This window comes from Treponema sp. R6D11 (genome assembly GCF_054786075.1).
On record NZ_BDHD01000060.1, the window covers coordinates 1 to 10,810 of the forward strand.

A 10,810-nucleotide genomic window follows, 5' to 3' on the forward strand; every position below is an offset into this window, starting at 1 on the left:
GAGGGCGACGCTGGCAAAGAGGCAACAAAAAATGCGATTGAAAGTCTGCGCGATGCGCATTTAAACGTTTAAGTCGAAGTTTGGGACGGGGCAAAAGACCCTGATGAATTCATACAGACATTTGGAAAACTGGCATTTTAAAAAGTTTTACAATCGGCAGCAGCTATCAACTTGTTCACATATAAGAGCCTAGCCGACAAATATGATTTGAAAAACTCATCAGACAAAATAAGTTACATCAAAGACGTTGTCGCGCTGCTTTCAAAGATAGATAGCGACATTGAAAAAGAGATATACATCGGCAAAATCGCTGAGGAGACGGGAGTTTCCAAAGAGAGCCTAGCGAGCGAGTTATCCAAGCTTGGCAAATCAAGGCCAAAGCGAATAGCATCGACGCCGAGCGGGGATAATATATTGTTGCAACCTTCGAGCGATAGCGAGAAAAAACTTTTGATAATTATCGCAGCAGATTTTGCGAAGGCAAGCAAAAAAAACATAACGAAAGACACCTTTTCAAGCGAATTATACAAATCAATATTCGCAGAGCTTGAAAAAGGAAAAACAGCGACAGACATGCTAGCCGACGAGAATTTTGTTGAGAGCCAGAGCGAGATAGCAGAGATTTTTATGGGAGAGAAAGAGCCGGCAAGCGATTTATTAATAGACGAACTTTTATACATAATCAAAAAAGAAAACAGGAAGAAAGAGCTTATCAAGCTTGCGGAAGTGAACGATGTTGCAGGGATGCAGGAAATAATACAAAAGGGGCAAGAGTAAATGGCGGAAAAAGTTATCGACAAAAAAGAAATAATGAAAAAGTTGATTGAGAAAGGCAAGAAACAGGGTATGATTTCTTATGAGGAGATCATGACCGCGCTTGAATCAATCGAGCTTGCTCCCGAACAAATCGAGGCTTTTTATGAAAAGCTTGAGAGCATGGGAATTGAGATTGGGAACATCGAGGCCGAGCTAACCGAGATTGAGGAAGAGGAAGTTGTTGACGCTGCCGAGAGCATAGACGAGAATATTAACGAAAACGTCGGCACGGATGACCCGATTCGTCAGTACCTAAAAGAAATCGGCAAAATCCCGTTGCTTACCATCGAGGAAGAAGCAGACTTAGCGACAAGGATGCTCGAGGGCGACAATCAGGCGCGGCGCGACCTTTCGAAGGCAAACCTGCGTTTGGTTGTTTCTATCGCGAAGAGATATGTTGGGCGCGGGATGCCGTTTTTGGATCTGATTCAAGAAGGAAATTTAGGGCTAATAAAAGCTGTTGAAAAATTCGATCACACTAAAAACTTTAAGTTCTCGACATACGCGACATGGTGGATTCGTCAGGCTATCACACGCGCGATTGCCGACCAAGCGAGGACGATTAGGATCCCTGTTCATATGGTTGAGACGATAAATCGCTTGCTGCGCGTTTCTCGCCAACTGTTGCAAGAGTATGGTAAGGAGCCGTCAATCGAACAAATCGCAACCGAGATGGAGCTGCCGATTGAGCGCGTGATCGAGATACAAAGAATGGCTCAGGAGCCGGTTTCTTTGGAAACTCCTATTGGCGAAGAAGATGATTCGCATCTAGGCGATTTCATTCAGGATGAGGACGCGTTATCGCCTGTTGACGCCGCTAGTTTTGCATTATTAAAAGACCAATTATTAAATATTTTAGCAACATTAACCTTCCGTGAAGAGCAAGTTTTGCGTATGAGATTCGGGTTAGACGACGGCAAGGCAAAGACGCTTGAAGAAGTTGGGCAGTATTTCGACGTAACGAGGGAGAGAATCCGCCAGATTGAAGCGAAGGCGCTTAGAAAAATGCGCCACCCATCACGCTCGAAGAAGTTGCGCGAGTTTTTAGAGGAAAGCGAAAGATAAAAGAAACAGCGAGGAGAAAATCGAAAAAATGAAGCCTTGGGAAAACAAAATTTTGATAACACTCTTTTCGATTACCATCGCTTTTTTTGTATGCATAATGCTTTGGACGAACAATATTGCTCGCGAAAATGTTGGCACTGACGGATTTAACACAGTTGTTGCGCCGATCACAGAATTTTTCAAGAAAACAGGAGCGGATTGGAGCGGATTTTTCGCGCATTTTCAAGACACTAGCAAAATCATAAACGAAAACGAGATATTAAAAGAGGAAAACGAATCGCTAAAGAAGAACAAAACGGAATTAGACAATTACAAAAACGAAAACGAGAGATTGCGCGCGCTTTTAGGGCTTAAGGATAATTATCATAAATATAAAAACAAAACAGCGCAGATCATTTCCAACAATATGACTAATTGGCAATCCGAATTCACGATAAATCGCGGCAAAAATGACGGGATAACCGTTAATTCCACCGTTGTTTCTCCTCGCGGGCTCGTCGGGTATGTATCGAGCGTTGGAGCAACTTGGGCGACGGTGAAAACTATATTAAACGCTGACGTTTCTGTTAGCGGCGAGATTGCGCGAACGGGAGCAGCCACCATTACTCAAGGGCGGCTAGATCTGGTGCACAGGCTTTTGTGCGAACTGACGTATGTATCCAAAAACGCAATTTTGATCTCCGGAGATGTTGTTCAAACCTCAGGCAGGGGAGGGATATATCCTATGGGAATCATAATCGGGTCAATCGACGACATTAAAATAGATAGCCAGACAACGACGCAGACCGCTATCATCACGCCTGCTGTGAATTTTTCTACTCTCAAAGAAGTGGTCGTGATTATAAAATGACGATGCGCGATGTAATAAAAAATGTTATTTTTGCTGTTTTCTTAGTTTTATTATTCACGATGCAAAAATCTATAAGCTTTTTCGGGTTCGCTCTCCCGCTGTCTTTTATTTTTGTTATATGCATTGCAAAAACAGGGAGCACAATTGAAGCTATAATTTGGGGAGCGATAGTCGGGCTGTTGGTCGACATTTCAGCAGGCTTCCCGACTGGACAAAACGGCATTATATACATGCTTATTGCGTGCGGCGCAAACAAGCTATCTATGGCTTTTATGAAGAAAAAACCCCTAACGATTATGATTTTTTTCTTTTTTTCTTCTATTATATATAACGCAATCATGCTTATTGTATCTTTGTTCACGTCTAACGTCGGTAATCTCTGGGTAGTTTTGGCGAACACGTTTTTAGTTGATGGAGTTATAACGTCGATTTTGGGGTTGGCGTTATATTACCTAATGGAGCCTTTACATGAATACATCAAATTATAAAAGAGCGCGATTTTTATTTATATCGATGGTTGTGTTTTTCGGCATCAGCCTTGTTGCGCTTGTCTGGTTTCAATTAGTTAAGTATAAATATTATCTCAACATGGCGATTAACCGCACGATGGCGCAAGATGTTATAATTGCGCCTCGCGGAGAGATCTATGATCGATATGGCAGACCAATCGTGACCAACGAATCCGGGTTCTCGCTAATTTTTCAGTATAGCGATGCCAAAAAAACCGGAATAAATAAGCTAATATTAAATTCTGCTCAAGTTTTGCTCTCGAATGGGGACACATATGTTGACGAATTTCCTATTTCGTTTGATAAAGAACCGGTTTTCGTGGGAGAGGACTTTTCTGCCGTTTTAGAGGAGTTCAATCTTCCGAAAACAACAACCGCAAAAGACTTATTAAACGCGGCTATAAAAAAATATGACATAGACGAAAAATTGACCGTCGGGCAGAAGAGAATTGTAGCCGGCGTGCGCTATGAGATGACGAAGCAAGGGTTCTCTAAACTTGCGTCATACACCTTTTCAACAAGCATTTCAACCGATTCGATGATGATTTTTAAGGAACAATCAGACAAATTTTTAGGCGCGGTTGTCAACAGCATACCGGAGAGAAGATATGCGTCGCCTAAGATTGCTAGCCATATTTTGGGTAGTGTCGGCGTTATCAGCGAAAAAGAATATGAAGAAAAGAGAGACAAAGGATATAAAAAGACGGATTTAATCGGAAAAGAAGGGCTTGAAAAATATCTTGAGACGTACTTAAAAGGGGTCGACGGAGTTTCTTCGACATACACAGACAGCAAAACGGGCGAAATTAGCACGATCAAAACAGAGCCTGAAGCTGGGAGCTATGCGGCTTTAACCATTGATTTAGAATTGCAAAAAACCCTTGAAAAATCCCTTGCCAACACGATTTTGGAAATACAAAAATACGGAGATAGCCGCGGTGCGAATTCGGGTTCGGCTGTTGTTTTAGACGTCAATACTGGCGAAGTTTTAGCGATGGCGAGCTATCCGACATATGATTTAAAGAATTTTAGAAAAGATTACGCGCAAATTATTCAAGATAAAAGCAAGCCTTTGTTCAACAGGGCAATTTCAGGAGCATATGCTCCAGGGTCGACTTTCAAGATCCTCACTGCCATCGCCGGGCTTGAAGAGGGCGTTATCACTCCGCAAGAGAAGATTGTTGACCGCGGAGTATATGAATATGAGGGATTTACAGACAAAAACTATAAGCCTGCATGTTGGTTTTGGAACACAAAACACATGACGCACGGGGCTGTGAATGTCGCTGATGCTCTAAAGGTATCCTGCAATTATTACTTTTTTGACGTTGGCAGACGGCTTGGCATATCGAAATTAAACGAATATAGCAAAAAATTTGGGCTTGGGCAAAAAACAGGCATTGAAATTGCCGGAAACAACGAAGTAGTGGGCGTTTTGGCGGGTAGAGAAGAGCGACAAAAGCGCGGGCAAGCTTGGTATAACGGAGATTTATTGCAGGCGGCGATCGGGCAGAGCGATAACCAGTTCACGCCATTGCAGTTAGCGGACTTTGTTGCTGCCGTTGCAAACGGTGGAACTTTATATCAACCGCATCTTGTTAAAAGTATAAAGAAAACAAACAACGAAGAAATTTTCACAGCCACGTCGGTCAAGCTAAACCAGATTAAAATTTCTAAAACGACGCTCGATTATGTCAAAAAAGGTTTGAGGGATGTAACCGAAACGGGAACTGCGTCCGGCGCATTTAGAAATTATCCTATTCCTATCGCCGGCAAAACCGGTTCGGCACAGGTTGGGAAAAACAAGACAAACGGAATTTTCGTTGCATTTGCGCCAGCCGAAAAACCAGAGATCGCTATCTCCATCGTCGTCGAAAATGCTGCCCATGGAAGCTACACGGCATACATCGCAAAGGCTCTTTTTGATAAGTATTTCAATCAGGCAAAAGTTGTCGACAAATATAACATCAAAAATACGCTGATACCTTAAATCTAATTGTTACAAAAATATTACACTGATTTAATGCGGGTTTTAGAGAATTGTTACATAATTATTACAACGAATATTACAAGTTTATTACAAGAATTCTTGTAATATTTCTGTAATATAGCATAATTTTCATCAAAAAAGACCATAATATATAATAGGAAATTTTAAGAAAATTAAATCGGAGGAAGCGAAAAAATGGACAATCAAAAAATTCTAGCTGGCGTTGGTTGCGAGGCGAAAGATTGCAAATATAATTATGAAGGATGCAAATGTTGTGCGCCGTCGATTAACGTTACAGGCAAGCAAGCGTCATGCACGCCCGAGACGGCTTGCGAAACTTTTGTGAAAAATCAATCATTCTTTTAAGAGGCAATTGCAAAAAGACTTCCAAGGTGTGAAGTCTTTTTTATTTACAAAACTTTAACACAAAACGGCGAAATCGATATTGTGCGAGGAGCGGGAATATGATATAATTATATTATAGGAGTGATTGTTTTGGAATTCCGTCGCGCAACATTTCTTACAAGAGAGGAAACGCTCGCCGAGGCATTTGAGCTTGGGCGTTCTTTGCGTGAAGAAGGATATAAGCGCGAGGACATTTTCGGGCTAGAAACTCCGTATGACACGAGCTATCAACAAATAGCAATTCCAGAGCGAGAAATAGAAGCTTTATGCAACGAAATATACGGGCAAACAAAGAAATTTTTCGGTGAAGAGTTTGCAGAAAGGCTGATTTCAAGGGCAAAAAGCGTTGCTTGGTTTTATGTTACGCCAGAAAAGAGCTCATTTGCGCACACGGACGTTGTTAAAAACTCGAAATACAACGAGCTTCACTTTTTATGTGGTGGAATTAGGGCAATTTACGGCGAGGAAAACACGCTTAGCCTCCGCAGAATCGACGATTTTGCGCATGAGGCCTACCATATTGCAACAACAGAACATGCGACAAGAACGAGCAGAGACCCGTGCGTTGATGATGAAGTATATCAAAAATGCGGGCTGAGGCTCACAAAACACAAATGGGCGGGGCATAGAGTGCAGGAGGCACATTATAACCTTGGGCTCGGCATGGAAGAGGGCTTGGCGACAGCTTTTTCCAACTTTGTTACATCGAAATACAGTGGAACGCTTGAATATGAGGCGCATATGAGCCAAAAAGCAGAGGCGATCAGGCGAGGAGTTTTGAACGAGAGATATGCAACCGCGTCAAAAAACATTGAATATTTGCGAACTTCTAACAAAAAAGTTTTTGACGGGCTAGTCGACCTTGCTTTTGACCAAGATGTCGGTAGGTATGCGCAGATTCGAAATAAATCAGGCATAGATTGGTCTACAATTACGTCTGGCAACGAGATACAAACAGCAATACGGCTGTTGTTCCTTGAGCTGGATAGGTCGGTATCGATGGACCCAGGGCCGAAAAGCAACGTTTTAATCGCGAAAAAGTTGGGTTTTTAACATGGAAAAACTTACAAATATTCAAAAAATCGAGCCATTTAGCAAGGAAGATACGCTCGACACCTTTGCGTCCATCATCGAGGATATCAATGTTGAGAGCGGCGCTTTTTGCGCGGAAATGATTCCCGCCGAGCAGATTGATGCAATGTGTGAGGCTTTGACGCCGATTGCTAAAGACTTTTTTGGCGCAGAGTATTCTGCAAAAATGATAGACGAAGCCAAGAAGACACCGTGGTTCAGCTATGATTTCGGTCCTGCGAAGCAGTCATATCTCGTCCTGACGACGTTGCAGAATAAAGAAAATCTCGAAGTGAAGTGTTTGCGTTTTGGCGTGTTGCACGCGGAGCATAACAGCGGTAAAGAAATGCTGATAAACGGCGTTGATGTAAGCCTAATTATGGAATTTGCGCACGAGATGTACCACAACGCAAACGCAAGGATATACACCGCGGGAAACGACGACGACAAGTTGGTTTTGTGTAAAGTTGGGCTGAAGTTCAAGAAATTTCCTGTCAATCAAATTGGCAAAACGCTACCCGATTGGGGCTTCGGTTACGGTGCGGAAGAAGGCATTGCAGAACTGTTCAAAACCGAGGCGTATTGCGACCTTTTGGCAGAACATTATCCGGATTTTGTATACGAGGAAGAGCAGCATTCGTACACCAAGGTGCTGGAAAAAGCCGAGGATATGTATTATAACGACACGAAGGCGTTCCAGGAGACGCTGGACACTGCTTTTGAAGACGATTTACAAATATATTTAGATATGAGATACAAAATTGGGGTCGACGTAGCATCGCCGGAGAAAGTTAGAAAAATTATGAAGTCGTTTGACGATGCGATTATAGAAAAAACGGATATTTCCGTCACAGGAACAATAAAAAAGCTCCTACCATAGGAGCTTTAATTTTTTTGCAAATTATCCTTGCAGAATGATTTTTTGCCCCTCGGCAAATTCATCACCGTTGTCGCCTAGCACGTCTTTTTCGCGTATTTTGAATTTTTTGGCGATTTCCCATGCGGAATCATTGCTTTTGGTGTAATAAATTCTTAGCGCATACGGCTTGTTTTCAATGCTTTCTTCGCTTTCTTCGACATTTGAGACAAATTTCTTAGCGCGGTCGTCGTATATTTCCGCGTCAATCTCGATATCCGCCTTAATATCCACAATTCCGCTTGCGCCAACCTCGGCTTTTACGTCGATATTGTTGATTTTGCTATAGACGCTTCCGCTTGATGCAACGGGAACTTTTTTCTCGAATGGGATTTTGACTTTTTGCCCGTCGTAATTGCTTGCGGTTTTGTATAGCAAATCGACAGTCAAAACACCTGACAAACTCAGCGTTTCGCCCGATACTGAACTGTCTGTTATTACTGCGCTAGACAAAATATCAACGATGTTTTCGAACTCGTCTGCCTGAATTTGCCCAGCTGCTTCTAATCCTAAAGTTTCCCCGAAAACTTTTTGAGGATATTTGAAATCTTCATAGGAAACATCGATGTTTTTGTCCAACGAAAAGGTGTCGGTTAGCACTTTTTGGCTAACTGTGCTGGTTGTTGCGATCGAGCAGACAAGATTAGCATCTATAGAAAGCTCCTCGTTTTCGCTTTTTGAGACATTTGACACAATTTTTTCTAATTTATATTCGCAAGAAACGTCTGTAATATCTTCGGCGTCTAAAGTTGCAATCTCGCTAAAAGGCAGGATTTTAACCTCTTTTTCTAGCAATACGCCCTTAATTTGGACTAGATCAACCTCGATTTCGCCCTTTAAAAGAACTTTGTTGCCCGCAACTTTTTCCTTTGTGTTAACGATCCTTCCTTTAGAATATAGAATTTCATCGACTCCAACGCATGGGATGCTTTCTCTTGCTGTTATTTTTTGGTCTAAAACCTTGTTTTTCACTTCGCATTCAAAATTTTCGTATGCTTTTTCATATTCGCCTTCGATGTCCCGCGTTAGCTCTTGCTTATTGGCTATATAACCGCTTGATGACAGGCTCAAGACGGCGCGAACGCCAAGTTTTCTACTATTAATAACTAATCCGTCGCTCGACAATGCTTTGATGTCCACGTCTTGGTACACCGCGCCCTCGGGGAAATATAGAGAATGCGTTAGTGGTTGTTCTGCGCGCAGGGATGTTATGCGCCCATCGTCTGTTAAGTATACGATATCAAACGAAATGCTGCCATCGACGATGACTTTGCCGTTTTGCAAACTGCTCGAATGCAAGCATATATTCGCAATATTTGTGATAACTCGCATAACATCTGGTTTATAATCTGGTATGACGATATCCAGCTCAAACGGCACCTGTTCCGCGCTTGTTACAACCTTTTTTTGAAAAACCTCAACCTCTTTGTTTAATACGTTTTCCATAGATATATTCTCCTCCTAATTACACTATAAAAAATCTTATTCGCGCTGGGGCGAGATTATTACTATAATGCTTGAAATATAAAGTTTTTTATGATACAATAATCAAAACGAGGAGGTGGTATCGCTTGGAAAATGTTAAATATCGAATTCGTCAAAGGAAGAGAAGGCGGCGTTTTTGGCTAACGTTGCTGCTTTTAATTATCATTTTTGGAGGCGGGAGCCTGCCTATTTTCACTGTGGCTAAAGTTAACATAAAAGGAACCGAGGACAAGGCTGTATCGCGATATGCCGAAACATTAAAAGGAAAAAACATTTGGTGGCACAGGCTTTCTACTATAGAAAAAGGGCTATCTGTTGTGCCGGGCGTCAAGAAAACAAAGGCGAAAAGGCATTTCCCTAATATATTATCACTCGAAGTGACAGAGCGGGAGCCGAAAGCTTTCGCATATATAGGAAACAATTTCGTGATTGTGAGCGAGGATGCTTATGTTTTGTCGGTTGCAAAGGCTGTTCCGGCTGGGCTTATTGAGATTAAAGGGATAAAAGAGACGGAAACGAAGATCGGCAAGCCGTTTTTAGCTCCAGGGACAGAAAAATATAATAAATTTGTAGGGATTTTAAGCTCGTTTGCGGATTATGGGTTTATAGACGGCATAAAATACATTGATTTTACGCTCGGGACAACAGCTGTTATTAAATATAAAGATTTTATAATCGATTTTGGCAATAGTTTAAAACGTGATGAAAAAATGAAGTTGCTCAGCGAGATCATACAAAAAAGCGCCGGGAACACGAAGGCAGAAATCGACGTTTCATCAGGCGAGAAGGCATATTTTAAAGAGATTTATTAGGCTGGGCGCATCAAGTTTTTCAGCTTTTTAAGCACTCTTTTTTCAACCCTCGAAACTTGGACTTGTGAAAGCCCAAGTTTTTTTCCTACTATGCTTTGTGTCTCTTCGCTGAAAAAACGAAGCATAATGACTTGGCGTTCCTCGGGCTCCAAGTTTCCCAACATTTCTTTGATAATAACTTTATTTAGCACTTCATCTTCGATGTTTTCGCTTGAGGCTTTTGTTTCTAACTCGCTGGTTCCCTCGCCGTCATATAAATTATGCGAAATGAAATCGCAGGAGATATTTGCGTCCGTCGCATCTGTTATCTCTTGCGCGTTTAACCCAAGGGCTTTTGATATCATGCTAATTTTCGGCTCAAAACCGTGTTTTTGAGAGTATTCTGCTCGGAATTTTAAAATTTTTAGATTGTTTTCTTTTAGTATTCGGCTTACTTTTATTATCCCGTCATCTCGCAGGAATCTTCGTATTTCACCGAATATTAAAGGGACGGCATAAGTCGAAAACTGCACGCCGAACGAGCTATCGAACTTGTCGATAGCCTTCAAAAGCCCGATTGAGCCTATTTGGAAGGCGTCTTCAGGCTCGAGCCGATGATAAAATTTTTTCGCGACATTCCAAACAAGCCCAACATTTTCTTGGACGATAATCTCCCGTTGCGATAAATCGCCTGCTCGCAGGCGTTCTATTCGTTCGAGCGTCTCCATCTATTCCTCGGTTATCTCGAATTTTTTGCGCAAAGTAACGCTCGTTCCGCGCCCGACCTCGCTTGTAACAGCGACGGTGTCCATAAAAGTTTCCATTACGGTGAATCCCATTCCGCTGCGCTCTTCGGCCTTGGCGGACGTCCATAACGGCTCGCGAGCTTTTTTGACGTCTTTGATGCCTGCG

12 protein-coding genes are annotated in these 10,810 nt (G+C 42.1%); 9 read left to right on the forward strand and 3 right to left on the reverse strand.

Annotation, left to right across the window (positions count from 1 at the left end):
• The first annotated feature begins 171 nt into the window (after positions 1-171).
• The 8 genes from ACYVTD_RS06990 (at position 172) to ACYVTD_RS07025 (ending at position 7,586) form a co-directional block, all read left to right on the forward strand.
• Entirely contained in the window at positions 172-777 is a 606-nt protein-coding gene (locus ACYVTD_RS06990) for a hypothetical protein (RefSeq protein ID WP_461247056.1), read from the forward strand.
• Positions 778-1,881, forward strand: coding sequence for an RNA polymerase sigma factor RpoD (rpoD, locus tag ACYVTD_RS06995; RefSeq protein WP_461247057.1), 1,104 nt, complete (start codon positions 778-780; stop codon positions 1,879-1,881).
• Positions 1,882-1,909: 28 nt separating this feature from the next.
• Positions 1,910-2,731, forward strand: a complete 822-nt coding sequence (gene mreC, locus ACYVTD_RS07000) for a rod shape-determining protein MreC (RefSeq protein ID WP_461247058.1) — start codon at positions 1,910-1,912, stop codon at positions 2,729-2,731.
• Between the two features lie 2 nt (positions 2,732-2,733).
• Positions 2,734-3,219, forward strand: coding sequence for a rod shape-determining protein MreD (gene mreD, locus ACYVTD_RS07005; RefSeq protein WP_461247067.1), 486 nt, complete (start codon positions 2,734-2,736; stop codon positions 3,217-3,219).
• Entirely contained in the window at positions 3,200-5,230 is a 2,031-nt protein-coding gene (locus ACYVTD_RS07010) for a penicillin-binding transpeptidase domain-containing protein (RefSeq protein WP_461247059.1), read from the forward strand. The genes mreD and ACYVTD_RS07010 overlap by 20 nt, the downstream gene beginning before the upstream one ends.
• A gap of 195 nt (positions 5,231-5,425) precedes the next feature.
• Positions 5,426-5,596 carry a DUF1540 domain-containing protein gene (locus tag ACYVTD_RS07015; protein ID WP_461247060.1) on the forward strand — a complete coding sequence of 57 codons (171 nt, stop codon included), beginning with the start codon at positions 5,426-5,428 and terminating at the stop codon, positions 5,594-5,596.
• Between the two features lie 129 nt (positions 5,597-5,725).
• Positions 5,726-6,688: a hypothetical protein gene (locus tag ACYVTD_RS07020; RefSeq protein ID WP_461247061.1), complete on the forward strand. Its 963-nt coding sequence runs from the start codon at positions 5,726-5,728 to the stop codon at positions 6,686-6,688.
• 1 nt (position 6,689) lies between these two features.
• On the forward strand, positions 6,690-7,586 hold the full coding sequence (locus ACYVTD_RS07025) for a hypothetical protein (RefSeq protein WP_461247062.1): 897 nt from the start codon (positions 6,690-6,692) through the stop codon (positions 7,584-7,586).
• Between the two features lie 21 nt (positions 7,587-7,607).
• Here ACYVTD_RS07025 and ACYVTD_RS07030 read toward each other — a convergent pair whose 3' ends face one another.
• Entirely contained in the window at positions 7,608-9,068 is a 1,461-nt protein-coding gene (locus ACYVTD_RS07030) for a DUF3794 domain-containing protein (protein WP_461247063.1), read from the reverse strand.
• Between the two features lie 236 nt (positions 9,069-9,304).
• On the opposite strand from ACYVTD_RS07030, the gene ACYVTD_RS07035 reads away from it, so the two are divergent.
• Positions 9,305-9,919 carry a cell division protein FtsQ/DivIB gene (locus tag ACYVTD_RS07035; protein WP_461247064.1) on the forward strand — a complete coding sequence of 205 codons (615 nt, stop codon included), beginning with the start codon at positions 9,305-9,307 and terminating at the stop codon, positions 9,917-9,919.
• On the opposite strand, the gene ACYVTD_RS07040 is transcribed toward ACYVTD_RS07035, so the two are convergent.
• Positions 9,916-10,626 carry a sigma-70 family RNA polymerase sigma factor gene (locus ACYVTD_RS07040; protein WP_461247065.1) on the reverse strand — a complete coding sequence of 237 codons (711 nt, stop codon included), beginning with the start codon at positions 10,624-10,626 and terminating at the stop codon, positions 9,916-9,918. The two genes, ACYVTD_RS07035 and ACYVTD_RS07040, sit on opposite strands and share 4 nt — an antisense overlap.
• Positions 10,627-10,810: ATP-binding protein (locus ACYVTD_RS07045; protein WP_461247066.1), on the reverse strand; the 184-nt coding region annotated here is incomplete at its 5' end.

Excerpts from the sequence above, each read along its gene's own strand:
- rpoD (WP_461247057.1), top strand. The coding sequence starts at position 778 with ATGGCGGAAAAAGTTATCGACAAAAAAGAAATAATGAAAAAGTTGATT.
- mreC (WP_461247058.1), top strand. The coding sequence starts at position 1,910 with ATGAAGCCTTGGGAAAACAAAATTTTGATAACACTCTTTTCGATTACC.
- mreD (WP_461247067.1), top strand. The coding sequence starts at position 2,734 with ATGCGCGATGTAATAAAAAATGTTATTTTTGCTGTTTTCTTAGTTTTA.
- ACYVTD_RS07010 (WP_461247059.1), top strand. The coding sequence starts at position 3,200 with ATGAATACATCAAATTATAAAAGAGCGCGATTTTTATTTATATCGATG.
- ACYVTD_RS07015 (WP_461247060.1), top strand. The coding sequence starts at position 5,426 with ATGGACAATCAAAAAATTCTAGCTGGCGTTGGTTGCGAGGCGAAAGAT.
- ACYVTD_RS07025 (WP_461247062.1), top strand. The coding sequence starts at position 6,690 with ATGGAAAAACTTACAAATATTCAAAAAATCGAGCCATTTAGCAAGGAA.
- ACYVTD_RS07030 (WP_461247063.1), bottom strand. The coding sequence starts at position 9,068 with ATGGAAAACGTATTAAACAAAGAGGTTGAGGTTTTTCAAAAAAAGGTT.
- ACYVTD_RS07040 (WP_461247065.1), bottom strand. The coding sequence starts at position 10,626 with ATGGAGACGCTCGAACGAATAGAACGCCTGCGAGCAGGCGATTTATCG.